The sequence below is a fragment of the Chitinophaga rhizosphaerae genome (assembly GCF_003958645.1).
GTDB lineage: Bacteria > Bacteroidota > Bacteroidia > Chitinophagales > Chitinophagaceae > Chitinophaga > Chitinophaga rhizosphaerae.
Genome location: NZ_RXLO01000002.1, coordinates 666221 through 685316, shown reverse-complemented (window position 1 = coordinate 685316; position 19096 = coordinate 666221). Strand labels below are relative to the sequence as shown.

Sequence of the window (19096 nt, the reverse complement as noted above, 5' to 3'; positions counted from 1 at the left end):
CCTCAAAAGTAACAATTATGAATTATCTCTTATGCATTAATCGACATGAATAGTTACCTTTATGGCCTTTAAACAAAATTAGTCTAAATCTATGTGGCAGCGCCTTGCAGCTTTCGTGTTGAAATTCCGTTTGTGGCTTCTGGCTTTGTTGTTCCTGGGAACGGGCGTCATGGCTTATTTTGCGAGCAAAGTGGAGCTCTCTTACGAGTTCACCGGCGCTATCCCCCGCGATAATCCCAAATGGCTGGTTTACCAGGATTTCAAACAGAAATTCGGTGAAGACGGGAACATGATGGTGATCGGGCTCGAGACCGATAAGCTCTTCCAGCTGGAATTCTTCCGCGACTATGTGGCCATGAACGACGCATTGCGCAAAGTGGAAGCCGTGGAAAACACCCTCAGCATCCCAGTCGCCGTAAACCTTGTGAAAGACGCGGAAACACAGAAACTGAAGGCCGTTCCCCTGTTCCAGCCCCTGCCCAAAAACCAGGCCGAACTGGATAGCCTGAAAAATGTCTTCTATTCCCTGCCTTTCTACAAAGGCCTGCTCTATAGCACCAACGCCAACGCCTATATGATGGCTGTGAGCATCAACAAACAAATCCTCAATTCGAAAAGAAGGATCGAAGTGGTGCAGGCCATCCAGAAAATAGCGGAGGAATTCGGCGAAAAACATAATGTGGACGTGAAACTGAGCGGCCTGCCCATGATCCGGACCATCATGGCCACCAAGGTGGCAGACGAGCTGAAGATGTTCCTCTACATCTCTTTCGTGCTCACGGCCCTCATCCTGCTGCTGTTCTTCCGCTCTTTCAGCGCCGTGCTCATGAGCATGATCGTGGTGGCGATCGGGGTGATCTGGAGCGTGGGCACCATCGTGATCTGCGGCTACAAGATCACGCTGCTCACCGGTCTGATACCACCGTTGATCGTGGTGATCGGCATCCCCAACTGCGTTTACTTCCTCAATAAATACCATACGGAATATGCCGTTCACGGCGACAAGATGAAGTCGCTCGTACGGATGGTACAACGGATGGGCATCGTGACACTGTTCACCAACCTCACCGCGGCCATCGGTTTCGGGGTGTTCTATTTCACCAATTCCGCGATCCTGAAGCAGTTCGGGGTAGTGGCGGGGGTGAATATCATGCTCATTTTCCTCATCTCCTTCATCTTCCTGCCGTCGGTACTGAGCTATCTGCCGCCGCCGAAAACGAAGCATACCAGCTATCTAGACAATAAAGCCTGCCGCTGGGTGCTGGAGTTCCTGAACCGCATGGTGTTCAACTACCGGCCATGGGTATACGCATTTACGGTGATCATGGTGGTGCTGGCCGTAATTGGTATGGCGCGCCTTCGCCCGGTGGGTTTCATCGTCGACGATATTCCGAAGAACGATAAACTTTATACCGATCTCAAATTTTTCGAACATCGCTTTAAGGGCGTGATGCCGCTGGAAATTGCGGTGGATACGAAAAGGAAGAACGGCGTGGTGAACCTCCGAACGCTCGAGAAACTCGACGAGCTGGGCAAGATCATCGCCGAACAGCCTGCGTTTGCACGGCCGCTGAGCGTAGCCGAAGGGATCAAATTCGCGAAACAGGCGTATTATAGCGGCGACAGCCTGAACTATACCGTGCCCAACCAGTTCGACATCGGGTTCCTGGCGCCATACCTGCGCATGAAAGGCGGGGGCGACAAATCCGTGTTTTCCCAGCTGGTGGCTTCTTTTATGGACAGCACCCGCCAGGTGGCGCGCATGAGCGTGAACATGGCCGACGTGGGATCGGTGGAACTGCCGCGGCTGCTGGATTCGCTGCGCCCGCAGGTAGACCGGATCTTCGATACCGCACATTATAAAGTGACGTTTACCGGCACGAGCATCATTTTCCTGGAAGGGAGCCGGTTCATCATCAACGGCCTGGCGGAAAGCATTCTGCTGGCATTCGTGCTGATCATTTTCTGTATGTTGTACCTGTTCCGCAGTTGGCGGATGCTCATCATTTCGCTGGTGCCCAACATTATTCCGCTGCTGGTGACGGCTGGGGTGATGGGTTGGCTGGATATTGCCATCAAACCCTCCACGGTGCTCGTTTTCAGCATTGCGCTGGGCATCGCGATAGACGTAACGATCCGTTTCCTCGTGAACTTCAAGCAGGAATTGCCGCTGAACAATTATGATATTTCCGCGACCGTGCGGCATACGATCAACGACACGGGTTTGAGTATAATTTACACATCGCTGATCCTGTTCGCGGGCTTTATGATCTTCAGTTTTTCGGAGTTCCAGGGTACGAAGGCGCTGGGCTGGCTCACGAGTTTGACGCTGGTGATGGCGATGATCACGAACCTGACGATTTTGCCGGCGATGTTGTTATGGATGGAGAAGGCGTTGCAGAAGAAGGCGAAGAAGAAGGAATTGTGGAAGGCGCTGGATGAGGAGGCAGACCTGGAAATGGACCAGATCGGGTTGGACGAGCGCAAGGACTGATGCGTTCATCCTGTTTTATGACCGTTCAAATAATTTTACGATCGTCGCACTAGATAATTATCTCATATCTGTAAGGCATTAAATTTTAAACCCGTGGCCGCTTGCCGCGGGTTTTTCATTGCCTTCAGGTCAAATAATCTAGTAGGGGGCGTTCGACATGGGGAATTCGCCGTTTATAATAAAGCATTATATATAGTAGAGAAAAAGTAAGAGGTTTAGGATGCCATTTCTAATCCTCTTAGTCCATGAAAAATAAGTTCCTAAAGGGCGCTCATTTATCTGAGCGAAAATTTAAGGAGATACTTAAGCTGTTCTCCGAAGATTTAACCGCCACGCAGATAGCCAATATCAGTGGCGTTAGCAGGGTAACGATCAATAGTTACTTGAAGAAGATCAGGTTGCAGATTGTAAAGTACTGTGAATCTTTACAGCCTGAAAAAGCAGCGGGTTCCGCATCTCTGGGGCACCGCGCACATGCACTCCATCAGCCGCAAGACATAGCCGTTGCCGTTAAGACCGATGTAGACCGGATCGTGAAACCGGTGATATTCGGTATTTACAAGAGCGAGAACAAGGTGTTTACGGAAATTCTCCCGGACGTTAGCCGTTCCATGATCCAGGCGATCGCCCGCGGGAGGTCTGTACTGGAAACGGTGGGCAGTGCGGAGCGGATCCGCCGGTTCAACGGGGTGGTAGACCTGAGTCAATATCGTTTGTATCACCTGGGCCACGGGCATCACGAGGCGGAAAACAAGACGGTGCTCGACGATGTGGACGGGTTCTGGGGTTTGACGAAGCACCGGCTGGCGAAGTTCAAGGGCCTGAACCGGAATACGGCTTATTTACATTTGAAAGAATGCGAGTTTCGCTACAATTATAGACATGAGGAATTATACGCAGTACTACTTAATCTTCTCAAGACTTTTCCATTAAACTTATCTTGACCATAATTTGTTTCTAGCGACAATTGGCGTGAATTACGGGAAAACCAGTAATTTTACGTTACCAAAGTCTGTCGCTTATGAAAAAAGTAAACAAAAAACGCTTGCCGTTCGGGTGGCCGGGCGTGCCAGTGCAAACAAGATCTGGTCGGGGTACTGCATATAAACCTTTACCGTACAGCGTTTCAGCAATAAAAAATATTGTGCTCCGCAGCCATGCGGCGCATGCAACTAATTCTAAAGATCTCGATTTAGATTTTGGTTGATGATAAGCGGGTGATAATCTTGTCGCCTGCTTTTTCTTTTTGTACCTGGTTTAACCCGGCTCAAGGCAAAGCAATAGGGCGGCATCCCAATATAACGTCGTTCCATACCACAGAATCAACTTATCAAGAAAAAATAGTATTAACCAAAAAAAAATGTATGTCCCCTCCAAAAAATTTACAAATCAATTGCGTTAAGAAAGAGTTAAGTAATTTATATTTGTCTGTTAAAATTCTGTTAAACAACTAAATTATGCTTATGAGGAAAGGTCTAACCGCACTTTTCCTGATCCTGGTTTGTATATCGGGACAGGTATTGGCGCAGAGCCGAACCATTAAAGGAAAGGTTACAGCGGCAGATGACGGTACCCCTATCATTGGTGCCACGGTGATTGCTAAGGGCACAAATGTCGGAACCGTAACAAATGCTGAGGGTATGTATTCCCTGAACGTTCCTAATGGTGTAGACGTACTGGTGGTTAAATTCATCGGTATGCGTGACCAGGAGGCGAGAATCTCCGGTTCAACCGTAAACGTCGTTTTGACTACCGACGTTACCAATCTCACAGAAACAGTCGTAACGGCCCAGGCTATCCGCAGGGAGAAACGTTCGCTGGGTTTTGCCGCTCCGACCGTTAAGGCGGAGGAGCTGACCAAAGGCCAGAGCGTGAGCGCACTGAACGGTCTTACCGGTAAGGTACCTGGTCTGAACATTTCGGGTACTGCATCCGCTCCCGGTAGCTCTACCCGTATCGTACTCCGCGGTGGTTCGTCCATCACCGGTAACAACCAGGCGCTGCTGGTAGTGGATGGTGTGCCCATCGACAACAGCGGTCTTATGGGTGGCGGCGACAGCCGTTCTTCCGTTGACTTCGGTAACCGTGGTAACGACATCTCCCCGGACGACATCGAGTCCATCAACATCCTGAAAGGCCCTGCAGCCGCTGCGCTGTATGGTTCCCGCGCTTCCAACGGTGCATTGATCATCACCACCAAATCCGGCAAGAAAGGTCAATCCAAAATGAACGTTTCGTTCAATACGGCCAACACTTTCTCTTCCGTGCTGAAAATTCCCGAGTACCAGAACGAATTCGGACAGGGTTATCCTGATGATACCTATCCCGGTGGTTACCACAACGACCCGAAGGAAAACTGGAGCTGGGGCGCACCCTTTACCGGACAGGTGCAACCCTGGGGCCAGGAAATCAATGGCGTTCGCCTGCAGAAACCTTACGCTGCCATCAAAGACAACGTGAAAGACTTCTTTGACCTGGGCATGGCCACCAACAACAATCTGGCACTTTCCGGAGCTGGCGACAAAACAACCTACTTCCTGTCGCTCAACGCTTTGAATTCAGACGGAGTAATGCCTGGCCATTCCGACACGTACAACAGGTACAACGTGCGTTTCAACGGAACTGCCGATCTTGCGCACAACCTGACTACCAGCGTAAACTTCAACTACTCCAAGATCAAATCCAACATGGTTCAGGGTGGCCAGGGCGACGGTTCCGTATGGAATTCCGTTATCCAGATGCCGCGCGACATTCCCCTGACTTCGCTGAAAGACTTGAGCAACCCTTACAACAGTTTCGGTAACATTTTCGATGCTGGAGGCAACCCGTTGTACGGCTACTATGGCGCATACACGGTGAATCCTTACTGGCAGCTGGCGAACTATCGCAACGAAAATGCGGTGGATCGTATTACCGGTAACTTCCAGGTAGGTTGGAAACCCCTGTCTTGGTTGAACGTAGTTGAACGCCTTGGCGTCGATGTTTATGCTGACCGTCGTAAGTACAAATACCCGAAATTCAGCTATGCTCCTGCCGATAATACTTCCGGCGAGTACAGCAGAGCCGCGAACACCCAGGTGGGCGCCGGTAAGTACCAGGAAGAAATCTACAACCTGGCGGAAATCGTGAACGACCTCATGATCACCGCTGAGCATGAATTCAGTTCCGACTTCAAAGGGAGCATCCTGTTGGGCCATAACATCCGTCAGCGCCAGTTCGACGTTTCCGATGTGGAGACCAACCCCTCCGGCGGCCTTGTTGTGCCCGGATGGTATAATTTCGGTAACTCCAATGGTCCGATCGATGCTGTGAATACTTTCTCCCGTCGCCGCCTCATCGGTGTATACGCAGACATCAACATGTCTTACCGCAACCTGATCTTCCTGGGTCTTACCGCGCGTAACGACTGGTCTTCGACCCTGCCGAAAAACAACCGTTCCTTCTTCTATCCCAGCGTGAACGCATCATTCGTGTTTACTGAACTGATGAAAGACGCTGCAATCTCCGATTGGTTTGAATATGGTAAGATCCGTGCCAGCTGGGCGCAGGTGGGTAACGACGCCGATCCCTATCTGCTGAATACCTTCTATGACCGTACCAACATCCTCGGACCTTTCGGTGCCACCCGCTTCCCGCTTAACGGCATTCCGGGGCTGGCCCAGTCCAACAGGATCGGTAACCCCGAGCTGAAACCGGAGATCACCACCGCATTCGAGGTAGGTACAGAGATGAGCTTCTTCAAGAACAGGCTGAGCCTGGACTTCTCTTACTATCAGAACAAGTCTAAAGACCAGATCCTGAGCATCCCGATCTCTGCGGCCAGCGGTTTCACTTCCAAAGTGGTGAACGCAGGTTCTATCCAGAACCGTGGCGTTGAGCTCGCGCTGCGCGGTACGCCTATCCAGACTTCTTACGGTCTTAGCGTTGAACTGTACGGTACATACACCAAGAACAAGAGCGAAGTGCTTTCGCTGCTGCCGGGTGTGGACCAGATCGTTCTGGGCGGTTTCGGCGGTATGTCTATCGTAGCCGCTGTGGGCAAACCGTACGGTACCTTCTACTCCCAGGACCTTCGCAAGACGCCTGACGGAAAAGTTATCGTAAGCTCCAACTCCGGCAACCCGTTGCTGACGCCTGCATCTGTATACCTCGGAACTTACAACCCGGATTATATGGCATCCCTCGGTACCAACATCAAGTTCAAAAACTGGAACCTCGGCGTACTGTTCGACACCAAGCAGGGCGGTATGTTCTATTCCAGGACGAAGGACCTGATGGACTTCGTAGGTGTATCGAAAGAATCCGCTGCCAACGGCCGCGTTCCCCATCCGTACCCGAATTCTGTGATCGTAGATCCGAACGATGCCAGCAAATTTATCGCGAACACGAAGCCGTATGATATGGTGACTTACTGGTCCAACATCATACCGGCAGGCCAGCACGTACTGGATGGCTCTTTCGTAAAACTCCGTGAAGCGAACCTGAGCTACCGTTTCCCGAAAAGCATGCTGAATAAAGGTATCTTCAGCGACGTTACCATTGGTCTGTTCGGTAACAACCTGTTCATGTGGACTCCGAAAGAAAACGAGTACGTAGATCCTGAAGTGAACTCTGGTGGTTCTTCCAACGAACAAGGTCTGGACTTCTCCGCCCAGCCCTCCCTGCGGAACTTTGGCTTTAACGTGAAAGTTACTTTTTAACAGTTACTAAAAAATTGAAGAATGAGAAAATTGAATATAAAGAAAGTGGCTTTGGCTGTTACGATTGCCGTGACGGCGGTGGGCTGCGGTAAGTTTCTGGATGTGAACGATAGCCCCAACCAGCCTTTGACGGCAGACGTGAAACTACTGTTGCCGTCTGCACAGGCGGCTACGGCACATGTGCTCTCCAACCAGTTTGGTATTACCGGCGGCCTGTGGTCTCAATACTGGACGCAGAACCCGTTCTCGAGCCAATACCGGAACACCGAGCGTTACACGATCCAGCCTTCTACTTCCAACAGTCCCTGGGCTATTCTGTACGCCGGCGCCTTGCAGGATTACAAGCGCGTAATCGAGAATGCGGGCAGTCTCAACCAGCATGCGGCTATCGCCCTGGTAATGAGAGCTTATACGTACCAGATGATCACCGATGCCTGGGGCGACGTTCCGTTGAAGGACGCCCTCAACGAAGGTGTTAGCCTGAACATCCCGTATCAGTCCCAGAAAGTTGTTTACGACAGCATATTCCTGTGGCTCGACCGCGGCTTGGCCATCCTGAATCCTTCCAGCCCCAACAAGGTTGGAGGTGAAGATCTGGTTTTCGGCGGCAACATCAACCAGTGGATCCGTTTTGCCAATACCCTGAAGCTGCGCGCCTACCTGCGCCTCAGCGGTATTGATGCAACGCGTGCCGAAACCGGTGTAAAATCGCTTGAAGGCAAACCGCTGCTGTCTTCCTCCGCTGCGATCCAGTACGCCACGACCGGTGGTAACGAGAACCCCCTGTTCTCCGAGATACTCGGCCTTGGCAGAACGCAGAACCTGGTAGCCAGCAACACTTTCCTGGACGCGATGAAGGCAAATAAAGACCCTCGTCTGAAACAACTTTACACCACAGTTACTTACGATGGCGTTGAGGATACCGTAATCGGTAACCGCCAGGGTAACTTTACTGCTTCTCCGGACTTCGATCTGTCGTTCCCCAGCGCTGCAACCGGTGGCCTCGGTGCTGACAACAATTCCGCCACTGCCCCAGTAGTGCTGATCTCCGAAGCGGAAAGTTATTTCCTGCAGTCGGAAGCACGTGCACGCGGCTGGTTCACCGCCGGTAGCGCGCAAACGCTCTTCAATAACGGTATTACTGCCAGCTTCGAAGCCAACAAAATCGGTGCTCAGGCCGCTGCCTACATCGCTAGCGCTACTGCCGCCCAATGGCCCGGAAGCATGGCCGATCAGATCAAAGCGATCATTACGCAGAAATACTTCGCCATGAACGGCTGGCAGACATTCGAGGCCTGGACCGAATGGCGTCGCACGGGTTATCCCGATTTCTTCGTGCTGTCGTCTAACCAGGGCCTCAGCGGAAAATTCCCCGTTCGCTTGCCTTATCCTGAAACGGAAGCCAACACCAACGGTGAGTTCGGCAACGTAAAACACAGACCTAACAGCGAACGCCTCTGGTGGGATATTGCCGACTAAGTCTTGTGAATTTATATGTATTCAGAAAGGCCGTTCCGTTCACCCGGAACGGCCTTTTTTTGCCCTTTCCCCATAAAATATCCCCCCAAATTTCCAATCACATTTAAGTGTACTATCATATCTGTTGAAATTCAGTATCTTGTGGTTCATTCTGTTACACCTTCGGGGCATTAGACAAAAACGTAATCACATGAACAAAACGCTACCGCTATGGCTTTTGACCGCCATCAGCATTCCGGGCGTTGCACAGACACCAGGTAGTAGACCAGATTCTGTTATCCCTTCGAAACGGCTTCTGGACGAAGTCGTTATTTCAGGTTATAACACCGCCACCCGCAAGCAATACACGGGAGCGGCCACCATCGTAACGGGAGACAAATTCCGTATGGCCCCCACCGCATCTTTCGACCAGATGCTGCAGGGCCGTGCGCCCGGACTTTACGTGGCAACGGGAAGCGGTCAGCCCGGCGCCGCCGCGCGCATGGTGATCAGGGGCACCGGCACCAATAACGACATCAGCAATTTCCGCGCCTCCGCTCCGCTCTATATCGTGGACGGAATTGCCGTGGAAAGCGGTGTTTTCCTGGGATTGAACCCGGCAGACTTCGAATCCGTCAGCGTCCTCAAAGATGCCAACGCCACGGCGCTCTACGGTTCCCGCGGCGCCAACGGCGTGGTGATCGTCACCACCCGGAGAGGGCAGCAGGGCGATGTCCGCTTTGCCTTCAACACCCGCCACGGCATTTCCCAAATTTCCCGCCGCCATTTCGATATGATGAATACGAAAGAAAGGTTGCAGTTTGAGGAAGAAGTGGGCCTGGAAAATGGCCGCACCATCGGCGCCGGATGGATCTTTTCCATGAAAAATCCCGCCAACGCCAATCTTCCCGCCGATGTGAAAGCCCGCTACCAGGGTATTCTCGACAGTCTCGGCGGCATCCAAACCAACTGGATGGATCACCTCATGCGCGATGCAGCGCCTTTCCACGAATACGAACTTTCCGCCACCGGCGGTTCCGACAAAGTTCGGTTCTACTCATCCGCCAGCTATCTATCCCAACAAGGCATCGCCTATCGCTCCGGCCTCGACCGGTATACCTTCCGTACCAATGTAGACGCTACCGGCAAAAAACTGCGCCTCTCCATTAATACGGCTATCGGATACACCGGCAGCGATCTGATCGAAGACGAAGCCACGCAATCCGTCGGCAATCCCTTCGCTTCCGTTTATTACGCATTGCCTTACGAACAACCCTACGTTAACGGCGTGCTGGTGCATAGCGGCAATAAAGCCAGTTTCGGCGGCGTGTACGATACCCGTGAAGGTTCTGACGCCATCGAGCGGATGCAGACCACCACCAACCGCCTGAACCAGCTGAAAGGGCTCCTCAGCTCATCGCTGCGGTACCAGGTGAACGATTGGCTGTATGCAACCTTCAATATGGGGATGGATTTCCGCGAAAACAATGAAATCCGCAGCGCGGCGCCGGGCTCCCTGGCCGGTAAATCGGCACCGGGGGGGCAGGGGTATCATGAAGAAAAAGTCAACCACTTCTTCCAGTTCACTTCTTCCGCCGGCATTACGTACGACAAGCTGCTGGCCGGGCGCCACCGGCTCGTGGTGGCGGGGTTTTATGAATTCAACCGCCTGAAATACCAAAGTTTGCAGGCGAAAGGTTTCGGCTTGACGCCGGGCCTCGGTGGCACGCTTTCCGGTACCACGCCCGGTTCGGCCGTCAACGGGTTCATCCCGCAGGTAAGCGGGGAACGGACGGGAATGGCGCTGGCATCGTGGGTAGGGCTGGTGCGTTACCTGCTCGACGAGCGCTTCAGCCTCAACTTCAGTTACCGGTACGACGGCTCGTCGACACTCCCGAAAAAGAACCGCTGGCAGCCGTTTTACTCCATCGGCGCGGGGTACGACCTTCCCGGGCTCGAAAACGTAGCGTGGATCAATACTTTGCGCGTTCGCGCCAGCTACGGTACATCCGCAGCGCCGCCGAACCAGTATTTCGCCTACGCAGCGGGGTACGGGGCTACGCGGTACGACGGTCAGCCGGCCATTGCGCCCGTTGCCATCGGCAATCCCGATTACGAATGGGAGAAAACGCACATGACCAACCTCGGCCTCGATCTCGCATTCTTCGATCATCGCCTGCGCCTGGTGGCAGATTGGTATAACCGCGAAACGAAAGGCTTTTTCCTGAGCGAACGGCTGTCGATGACGAGCGGTTTCGATTCCCGGAACATCAATGCCGGCAATGTCCGTAACCGCGGCGTGGAACTGGACCTGAACGGGGATATCATCCGGAAGAAAGACCTGACCTGGTCGGCCGGCGTTAACTTCACGTACAACCGGAACCTGGTAACGAGCCTCGGCAGCGCCAATCAGTACCAGGTGAGCACATTCCTCATCCGCGAAGGACTGCCCGTCAATTCCCACTACATCGTAAAATATGCGGGCGTTGATCCCCAGACCGGCGAAGCCCTGTATTACGACCGCAACGGCAATATCAATTCGAATTATAGTTTCAGCGCCAGCGTGGCCGAATTCGGCGCCAACGATCCTAAAATATACGGCGGCTTCAACACGGGCGTTCGCTGGAAAAACTGGTCGGCCGATGTGCTGTTTTCGTATATGACGGGCATTTCCCGTTACAACGCGATGGACTGGTATACGCTGAACAACAATTCCAACGTGTACAGCAACCAGTCGCGCCGCTGGCTCAACCGCTGGCGCAAGGCCGGAGAAGCAGCGGAAGAAGCGTCTTTCGGCAGCCCGCGGACGTTCTCGTCCCGCCACATCCAGGATGCATCGTTCCTGCGTTTGCGTACCGCGCAGATCACTTACAACCTGCCGGAAAGCCTGCTGGCGCGTACGCAGGTGATCAGGGGCGTAACGGTGTACCTGCAGGGCCAGAACCTGTTGACATTCACCAAATGGAACGGTTTTGATCCGGAAGATTACAATGCCAACGCGTTTTTTGAATATCCCGCACCGCGCACGATGGTGGCGGGCGTTCGTGTCCAGTTCTAAAATCAATCAGGAATGAAATCAATGTTTAGATATAGTTTGATAGCGGTGTGGATGATGGCGGCTTCCTGCCTGGGAGACCTCGACGTCAAGCCCACCAACATCAAAGACCAGACGGTAGCGTTCAATTCGATAGACGACGTGAATGCCGCCGTTTTGGGAGCGTATGCTTCGCTCAACGGTCAATCCATCAAGATCAGCTCGCTTATCGCGGATGAAAATATGATGCCGCTGGAAAACACCGTGAATACCGGTGGAACGGTGTTCAGGTGGCAGCACAACGAATCTACGCCCGATGTGTTGCCCGTTTGGAAAAGCAATTACCAGGCCATCGACCGGGCGAACCGCATCCTTGCCGTGATCGACGGTGTGCCTGCCGAATCGCATGAATTAGAGCGGAGGCAACAGTTAAAAGGGGAGCTGCTGGCGTTGCGGGCATATTGCCACCTGGAAGTGCTCCGCAATTATGCGGTGTCTTATGATGGGAACGACGACGGTATTCCCGTGATGACCTCCTCCCAGGTTTCGCAACCCGGCCGGAGCAAGGTGAGCGCGGTTTTCGCGCAGATCCGCAAAGACCTCGGCGACGCGAAGCTGCTCATTCCCGCCAACTGGACAAGCGCCACGCGCATTACCCGGCTGGCCGTGTTCGCCATCGAAGCACGCACCGCGCTCTACCAGCAGGATTGGACGGCGGCCATCGCCGCTGCGGATGAAGTGATCGGCGCGGTGCCATTGGCTACGGAGCAGCAATTCCCCGGCATCTGGACCGACCTGGCCACGCAGGAAGTGATCTGGAAACTGAAAAGGGAACCTTCGGACGAGCGTTTCGGCGCCTTCTACCGGACGAACGCAGGGATGGTGCTGTATGCGCCGTCATTCAAACTGCTGGCGGCTTTCGATGCATCGCACGACGTCCGCTTCAGCAGCTGGATCGCCGATCTCGATGCTGCGCCCGCAAGCACCCGCTGGACGGTCACGAAATATACCGGCAGTTCCGCCAACCTGAACCTGACCGACGTCAAGCTGTTCCGTGTTTCGGAAATGTATCTCATCCGGGCGGAAGCGCAGGCGCGCAAAACCGGCGCCAACATCGCCGCGGCCAATTCCGACCTGGAAACCCTGCGCTCCAGCAGGATCGATAATTACGTGCATTCCGGCTACGGTACCGCCGCGCAGGTGCTCGACGCCGTTGAAGCCGAACGCTTCCGCGAACTGGCTTTCGAAGGGCATCGGTATTACGACCTCCGCCGCTGGAAGAAAGATATCGTAAGGCTGCCGCAGGATATCGTGAGCGTTGGCGGAAATGTGCTGACGTTGCCGGTTACGAAAAAACAGTATTTCATGCCGATCCCTTTCGAGGAGATGCAGGCGAACCGGAATATCGGCCAGCATCCGCTGTATCGATAGGGATAACGCAACATCCTTACCTGGAAAAGCCCGGAAGCCAACGCTTCCGGGTTTTTTGATGCCGGGCATAAAAAAGGAGCCTCCGTGCGGAGGCTCCTTTTTGTTTACAGCGGAACTGCAATTATTTCAACACTTCAGCCAGTTTCTTTTCCAGTTGATTACCGCGCAGGTTGGCAGCGATGATCTTGCCGGCGGGGTCTACCAGGATGTTGGTAGGGATGGCGTTGATGCCGTACAGCGGAACAACGGAAGATTCCCAGAATTTGAGGTCGCTCACGTGCGTCCAGGCGAGCTGGTCGTCGGAGATGGCCTTCATCCAGGCACCTTTTTCCTTGTCGAGCGAAACGCCGAGGATGGTGAAGTTTTTGTCTTTATACTGATTGAAAGCCGCGACTACATTGGGGTTTTCCTGGCGGCAGGGGCCGCACCAGCTGGCCCAGAAATCGACCAGAACGAATTTCCCTTTGAAGGAGCTGAGTTTGATCTGTTTGCCTGCGGGATCGGGGAGCACGAAATCGGGCGCTACCTGTCCAACCATGGCGGCAGGGCCTGCTTTGGCTTCTTCGGCGCCGCCTTTTTCGAGGGTTTCGAGGCCGGCGAGGGTGTTTTTCACGAAGCCGTTTTCAGGGAATCGTTTGGCGATGTCCTGGAAATCTTTTTTATGGGCTACGCGATCTGCGGCGTCTTCAAAACCGGCGAGTTCCATGGCGAAAACCGCGGGAACGGGGTTTTTGGAAGCGCGGGCGGCGGCGAGGAAATGTTCCCGGAAGCTTTTGGTTTCCTGGTCCATGGCGGCGCGGCGCGCGTCGAGGACGCTATCGGGTGTTTGGGCGATACGCATGCTGTCGAACGCCTGCATTTCCTTGCTCAGCGTCTGCGATTTCTCGCTGTAATATTTCAGTAACTGCTGGATTTCGGTGGTGGCTTCGGACCCTTTCACCTGGATTTTTTCCAGTTCGTTATAATCGCCGGTGATGCTCATATCGCCCGCATCGAGGGCGAGGAAGATATATTTTCCGCTTTCGAACCGGATGGCGTAGAGGCCTTGTTCGGGGACCATGCCTTCGAGGGTGATTTTTCCGGACGCGTCTTTAACGGCCGCCGTATCCACGATTTTGGTGGAGTTTTCCATCACTTCTTCGAGGTACACCTTTTCCAGAGGGGTGTTCGCCAGTTGCACATCGATCTTGAACGCGCCTTTCTCCGGGTGACTGTTGCAGCTTGCCAGTAAGGCGGCCGCTCCTGTCAGCCAAATCGCAAATTGTTTCATGGGCTTTTCGTTTAGTTGGATTTTCAATCAAAAATAGTCCTAAATCCCCGGAAGGGTTCTCCGGAAATGTTAAAATTATGTAGTCGGTTAATTAAACAAATCACCTGAAATGGTCATTTCCCTGCGGTATCGGCTCCAGCGGGGGGCGTAAGCGCGGAATGGGCCTGTGGCGGGGCTTTTTCGGGAGATGTTATCCGGGATGAGCGGCAGTCGTTAACCGTTGAGGCGCTTGAGCAGCAACTCGTTAGTTAATTTCGGGTCTGCCTTTCCCCCGCTCATTTTCATGACTTCGCCGACGAACATCCCGATGAGACCTTTTTTCCCCGAGCGAAATTCCGCCACTTTTGCCGGGAATCTGGCCAGCACTTCATCGATTACGGGGAGGATGCTGCCGGCATCGGTTTCCTGGATGAGATTGAGGGCGGTGGCCACTTCCAGCGGTGTTTTACCGGGTTGTTCGATCATGGCGGGCAGGATGCGGGAGGAAGCGATGGAGAAATTCACCTTTCCGTCGTGGATCAGCGCAATGAGCGCGGCGAGGGCGGAAGGGTTGAGGGGGAAGTCGGAAATAGCGGCATTGCGCTCGTTGAGCCACGATTTAACGGGGCCGAGCATCCAGTTGGAGGCGGCCTGTGCGTGGGGCGTTTCGGCCATGAGGGCTTCGAAATACACGGTGGTTTCGCGGTCGTCGCAGATCACGCGGGCATCGTATTCGCGAAGGCCCAGCTGGCTGGTATAGCGGGTCACTTTTTCTTCGGGAAGCTCCGGCAGCGAGCGGCGCACCTGGTCGAGGAAGGCTTCCGTCAGCCGGAAAGGCGCCAGGTCCGGCTCCGGGAAATACCGGTAGTCGTTGGCTTCTTCCTTGGAACGGAGGGAAAACGAGCTGCCGTTGGAGGCGTCGAAGCTGCGGGTTTCCTGGACAATGGTGCCCCCGGTTTCCACGAGCTCGATCTGCCGTTTGATCTCGTTTTCGATCGCGCGCTTCACGTTGCGGATGGAGTTCATGTTCTTCACTTCCACTTTGGTGCCGAGCGTGGTTTCGCCTTTGAGGCGGATGGAAACGTTGGCGTCGCAGCGCATGGAGCCTTCTTCCATATTGCCGTCGCACACATCGAGCCAGCGAACGAGCCGGCGGAGCTCGGTGAGGTAGGCGTAGGCTTCGTCGGCCGAGCTGAGGTCGGGCTCCGTCACGATCTCCACGAGGGGAACGCCGGCGCGGTTATAGTCGATGAGCGTGTTGTGAGGGTCCTGGTCGTGGATGGATTTCCCGGCGTCTTCTTCGAGATGGATGCGGTTGAGCTGCACATTCCGGGCGGTCCCGTCCACGAAAATGGGCACATGGCCGCCCACGCAGATGGGAGCGGTGTGCTGGCTGATCTGGTATCCTTTCGGGAGATCGGGGTAGAAGTAGTTCTTCCGGGCGAAGAAGTTTTCCTGCTCGATACGGCAATGACAGGCAAAACCGAGCCTGATGGCCAGTTCTACCGCCTTTTTGTTCATGAAGGGCAGGGTGCCGGGGTGCCCCAGCGTAACGGGACTGATATGCGTGTTGGGCTGACCGCCGAAGGCGGCGGAGTCGCTGGCGAATAATTTGCTGACTGTCAGCAGTTGGGCATGCACTTCCAGGCCAATTACCGCTTCATATTTGTTATAATCGATGCTCGCACTCATAATATTGATATCACTGCTGATTCGCACAAAGATATTCAAACTGTAAAAAAGCAGGGAATTTTCACGAAATTGTATCATCAACGTTCCATCCTATGGCTGCTATCCAAGATATTCACCAGGCCCAGCGCCGCTTTTTCGACTCCGGGGCCACCCGTTCCCTGCAATTCCGTAAATCCGCCCTCAAGCAACTGAAAAAATCCCTCAAACGGCACGAAGCAGCCATCCTGGCCGCACTCCGGGCCGATCTCCGGAAAGCGCCGGTAGAGGCTTTCGGCAGCGAAGTCGGGCTTTTGTATGACGAGATCGATCATACCCTCACCAATCTCCGCCAGTGGATGCGCCCCCAACCGGTCAGCTCCCCGCTCATGCATTACCCTTCATCCAGCACGGTGTACCGCGAGCCCAAAGGACTGACGCTCCTCATCGGCCCCTGGAATTACCCATTCCAGCTGGTGGTGAATCCGCTCATCGGGGCGGTGGCGGCGGGCAATTGCGCCATCGTGAAGCCTTCCGAACTGGCGCCCGCTACGGAAGCTGTGGTAGCCAAAGTGATCGCTGACGCGTTTGCGCCGGAGCACGTGACCACCGTTTTAGGGGACGGCGCCAAAGTAGTGCCCGAAATCATGGCCTACCGGTTCGATCATGTATTTTTTACGGGCAGCATCCCCGTGGGCCGGAAAATCCTGGAAATGGCCGCGCCCCATCTCACCCCCGTAACGCTGGAACTGGGCGGGAAAAGCCCCTGCGTGGTAGACGCCGGCGCCGACATTACAACCGCTGCAAAAAGGATCGTGTGGGGGAAATGCTGGAACGCCGGGCAAACATGCATCGCGCCGGATTATGTGCTGGCCGATAAAAAAATATTGCCGCAATTGCTCGAAGCGCTGCGCGATGCCGTCACGAAATTCTATGGCGACGATCCCGCCAAAAGCCCCGATTACCCGCGCATCATCAACGAGCGGCAGTTCGACCGCCTGGCCGGCTACCTGGGCGAAGGCACGGTTTTTTCCGGCGGGCAAACCGACCGGTCCGACAAATACATCGCGCCCACCATTCTCACGGATATCAAGCCCGACGCGAAGGTGATGCGGGAAGAAATCTTCGGGCCCATATTGCCGGTGATCCCTTATAACGGCACCGATGAAGCCGTGAAAATGATCGCTGCCAATCCGTATCCGCTGTCGCTGTACATTTTCACCAAGAGCTCACGCACGGCGAAAACGCTCGTGGAGAAAGTGGCTTTCGGGGGAGGTTGCATCAATAATACGCTGGTGCATTTCACGAACCTGGAGATGCCGTTCGGCGGGATTGGTCCCAGCGGGATGGGGCGCTATCACGGGAAGTACAGTTTCGACGAGTTCACGCATGTGAAGGGCGTGATGAAAACGGGCACCTGGCTGGATGTTCCGGTGAAATATCCGCCGTTCGGGAATAAGTTGAAAATGCTGAAGATGCTACAGAAATAGGCGGAAAATCCGACCGGAAAAGTTTCGCGTTTCGTGAATCGTTATCATTGAAATGATCGGTTTGCGAAACGTTTTTTTATGCAGGTATCTGAAGTAATATTTTTCGGTGGATGTAAGAAAACGCAGCAAACGCACAACTAATAATTGAGGAGGATTTTGAGAAAAATGGCTGCAATATTTTTATGAAAAGGTGCCGAAGAAGTTCTGTGTTTCGCAAGTGGTTATTATTGAGTTGAACATTTTAAAACATGAAACGTATGACTACAAACTAACTTGTGACCAAAGCATGAAGACCGGGCGCGTAGTTTCGTTCAATATGCGTGGAGAGAACGATCCGCGTGAGCTAGTTGATTCCGGCAAAGTTTTCCCTGGGCGTGAATAACCGATAGTTGAATATTATGAGTGATTCGCAGGTAGTAGCCAAACTACAAGCGATCGGACCGGAAAGTGTTGTTGGGCCTGGCGATGGGATGCTTTGGTAGATCGCTATCTTCCGGATTAACGATCAGTAAAATATAAAAACGGCCCGGGAACTCCCGGACCGCCTCTCTTTGCTTTACACTAAACTATATATCTGCCTTACTGTTTACAAATTTTCGGACCGCAGTTTACGCGGTACTTTTACCGTCAGCGTTTCGGTTTTGCCGTTGCGGCGGATGCTGAAACCGATGCTGGATTTATCTTTCGCTCCGCGATAACCGGCAACCACTTCCCGGGCGCTTTTTACCGGCTGGCCGTCGATGGAAAGAATGACATCGCCTGTTTTGAATCCGGCTTTTTCAGCGGCGGAACCGTTTTCTACGGATTGAACGGTGGCGCCGTCGTTCGCTTCACGGTCCTGCACCTGGAGGCCCAGTTTGGCCTGGGCGTTGGGGTTGAAAAGGTCGTCGAAGCCGCGGGGCATCTGGAAAACGCGGGGCTCGTCGTCGAGCATCCGCGGACTGCGGAAACGGCGGCCGCGCATCGTGTCTGCAGCACTATCCCGCGGTTGTAATTTGGCGGTTGCTTTTTGTTCTTTCTTATCGCGGAGGTAGAGAACGGTCACTTCGTCGCCGGGCTGGAGTTTTCCAATGGTTTCGAAAAGGTCTTGCGGCTCGGAGATTTTAGTATCGTTGACTTTCGTGATCACGTCCCCGGCTTTGAGCCCTGCTTTGGCCGCGGCGCTGTTTTCCGCAACTTCGGTAATGGTGGCGCCTGCTGCGGCGGATTTTTCGGTGATCACGCCCAGTACAGCTGGCCCCGGCCTGATGGCGTCTTCCAGGAGGTTTTCGGGCATATGGTCGGGGAAGTTTCCGTTTCGCGGTATGATGACGCGGCGTTTCACGGAAAGCCCGTCGCCCTCGTATTCCCGGATGGGCTTGCCATCCACGAACACTTCGCCGTCTTTGATCTCTACGGTTACTTTCGCATTTTGCGTTTCGCCTTTGCGTTTGATGATGATCTCGTCATATTCTCCCAGTTTATGACCGCGCCCGTCTTGTGCGGATACCGCGGTCGATGCCAGGGTAAATGCGAGGAGGAGGGTACTGCCGGAAAAAAGGAGTCTGCGCATAATATCAGCTGTTTTTTTAG

11 protein-coding genes are annotated in these 19096 nt (G+C 53.8%); 8 read left to right on the top strand and 3 right to left on the bottom strand.

The genetic code is table 11. From position 1 onward, the window contains the following. The first annotated feature begins 91 nt into the window (after nucleotides 1-91). From EJ361_RS06470 to EJ361_RS06440, 7 genes are all read left to right on the top strand, one after another. A complete protein-coding gene (locus EJ361_RS06470; protein ID WP_126244537.1) occupies nucleotides 92-2494 on the top strand; it encodes an efflux RND transporter permease subunit in 2403 nt (800 codons plus the stop codon). Between the two features lie 245 nt (nucleotides 2495-2739). Then, complete coding sequence (locus tag EJ361_RS06465) at nucleotides 2740-3438, top strand: IS1595 family transposase (protein ID WP_126244536.1); 699 nt, start codon at nucleotides 2740-2742, stop codon at nucleotides 3436-3438. Nucleotides 3439-3515: 77 nt separating this feature from the next. Beyond that, nucleotides 3516-3701: a hypothetical protein gene (locus tag EJ361_RS06460; RefSeq protein ID WP_126244535.1), complete on the top strand. Its 186-nt coding sequence runs from the start codon at nucleotides 3516-3518 to the stop codon at nucleotides 3699-3701. A gap of 250 nt (nucleotides 3702-3951) precedes the next feature. After that, nucleotides 3952-7194 carry a SusC/RagA family TonB-linked outer membrane protein gene (locus tag EJ361_RS06455; protein WP_317126924.1) on the top strand — a complete coding sequence of 1081 codons (3243 nt, stop codon included), beginning with the start codon at nucleotides 3952-3954 and terminating at the stop codon, nucleotides 7192-7194. A gap of 21 nt (nucleotides 7195-7215) precedes the next feature. Beyond that, nucleotides 7216-8673 (top strand): SusD/RagB family nutrient-binding outer membrane lipoprotein, encoded by a 1458-nt coding sequence (locus EJ361_RS06450; protein ID WP_126244533.1) that lies wholly within the window; start codon nucleotides 7216-7218, stop codon nucleotides 8671-8673. A 190-nt stretch (nucleotides 8674-8863) separates the two neighbouring features. Next, nucleotides 8864-11710, top strand: a complete 2847-nt coding sequence (locus EJ361_RS06445; protein WP_126244532.1) for a SusC/RagA family TonB-linked outer membrane protein — start codon at nucleotides 8864-8866, stop codon at nucleotides 11708-11710. 12 nt (nucleotides 11711-11722) lie between these two features. Next, nucleotides 11723-13117, top strand: a complete 1395-nt coding sequence (locus EJ361_RS06440) for a RagB/SusD family nutrient uptake outer membrane protein (RefSeq protein ID WP_126244531.1) — start codon at nucleotides 11723-11725, stop codon at nucleotides 13115-13117. Between the two features lie 121 nt (nucleotides 13118-13238). Here the strand turns inward: EJ361_RS06440 and EJ361_RS06435 are convergent, their stop codons facing one another. Together EJ361_RS06435 and gatB are read right to left on the bottom strand one after the other, a co-directional pair. Continuing rightward, nucleotides 13239-14387, bottom strand: coding sequence for a TlpA disulfide reductase family protein (locus EJ361_RS06435; protein WP_126244530.1), 1149 nt, complete (start codon nucleotides 14385-14387; stop codon nucleotides 13239-13241). A 213-nt stretch (nucleotides 14388-14600) separates the two neighbouring features. After that, nucleotides 14601-16058: an Asp-tRNA(Asn)/Glu-tRNA(Gln) amidotransferase subunit GatB gene (gatB, locus tag EJ361_RS06430; RefSeq protein WP_205686946.1), complete on the bottom strand. Its 1458-nt coding sequence runs from the start codon at nucleotides 16056-16058 to the stop codon at nucleotides 14601-14603. A gap of 92 nt (nucleotides 16059-16150) precedes the next feature. Between gatB and EJ361_RS06425 the strand changes: the two genes are divergently transcribed. Further along, nucleotides 16151-17524, top strand: coding sequence for an aldehyde dehydrogenase (locus EJ361_RS06425; protein WP_126244529.1), 1374 nt, complete (start codon nucleotides 16151-16153; stop codon nucleotides 17522-17524). 586 nt (nucleotides 17525-18110) lie between these two features. Here EJ361_RS06425 and EJ361_RS26070 read toward each other — a convergent pair. Then, nucleotides 18111-19076: a PDZ domain-containing protein gene (locus tag EJ361_RS26070; protein WP_126244528.1), complete on the bottom strand. Its 966-nt coding sequence runs from the start codon at nucleotides 19074-19076 to the stop codon at nucleotides 18111-18113. Nucleotides 19077-19096 lie beyond the last annotated feature (20 nt).

Excerpts from the sequence above, each read along its gene's own strand:
- EJ361_RS26070 (WP_126244528.1), bottom strand. The coding sequence starts at position 19,076 with ATGCGCAGACTCCTTTTTTCCGGCAGTACCCTCCTCCTCGCATTTACC.
- EJ361_RS06455 (WP_317126924.1), top strand. The coding sequence starts at position 3,952 with ATGCTTATGAGGAAAGGTCTAACCGCACTTTTCCTGATCCTGGTTTGT.
- EJ361_RS06460 (WP_126244535.1), top strand. The coding sequence starts at position 3,516 with ATGAAAAAAGTAAACAAAAAACGCTTGCCGTTCGGGTGGCCGGGCGTG.
- EJ361_RS06470 (WP_126244537.1), top strand. The coding sequence starts at position 92 with ATGTGGCAGCGCCTTGCAGCTTTCGTGTTGAAATTCCGTTTGTGGCTT.
- EJ361_RS06435 (WP_126244530.1), bottom strand. The coding sequence starts at position 14,387 with ATGAAACAATTTGCGATTTGGCTGACAGGAGCGGCCGCCTTACTGGCA.
- EJ361_RS06445 (WP_126244532.1), top strand. The coding sequence starts at position 8,864 with ATGAACAAAACGCTACCGCTATGGCTTTTGACCGCCATCAGCATTCCG.
- gatB (WP_205686946.1), bottom strand. The coding sequence starts at position 16,058 with ATGAGTGCGAGCATCGATTATAACAAATATGAAGCGGTAATTGGCCTG.
- EJ361_RS06440 (WP_126244531.1), top strand. The coding sequence starts at position 11,723 with ATGAAATCAATGTTTAGATATAGTTTGATAGCGGTGTGGATGATGGCG.
- EJ361_RS06465 (WP_126244536.1), top strand. The coding sequence starts at position 2,740 with ATGAAAAATAAGTTCCTAAAGGGCGCTCATTTATCTGAGCGAAAATTT.
- EJ361_RS06450 (WP_126244533.1), top strand. The coding sequence starts at position 7,216 with ATGAGAAAATTGAATATAAAGAAAGTGGCTTTGGCTGTTACGATTGCC.
- EJ361_RS06425 (WP_126244529.1), top strand. The coding sequence starts at position 16,151 with ATGGCTGCTATCCAAGATATTCACCAGGCCCAGCGCCGCTTTTTCGAC.